1 protein-coding gene is annotated in these 266 nt (G+C 41.7%); it reads left to right on the top strand.

All coding sequences use genetic code 11. The features are described from left to right. Nucleotides 1-266, top strand: a 266-nt coding sequence (locus AAEZ06_RS27435) for a hypothetical protein (protein ID WP_350617264.1), incomplete at both ends; no start/stop codon positions are given.

The raw sequence follows: 266 nt of genomic DNA on the forward strand, positions 1-266 counted from the left end.
ATGTTAAAACCGATTGTTTTGAAACCGAATAGTAATGTACATTACCTAAATAAAATAATCGTCATAACGGCTATCACTTTTTTAACGGGGATGGTCCTAACAGGTTGTCAGACATTGCCGAACATGACCGCACCCAATGCTGCTGTTAATATAATGACGAACAATCCGCTGACAGCCCGCATGCCAGCAATAGATCGGCAAGGGTATATTGCTTATGTTGAGGAGCAAGGCTTTGGCGCTGCAAAGATATCGACACTCTATAGTAT

This window comes from Pseudomonas sp. HY7a-MNA-CIBAN-0227, assembly GCF_040310325.1.
GTDB lineage: Bacteria > Pseudomonadota > Gammaproteobacteria > Pseudomonadales > Pseudomonadaceae > Aquipseudomonas.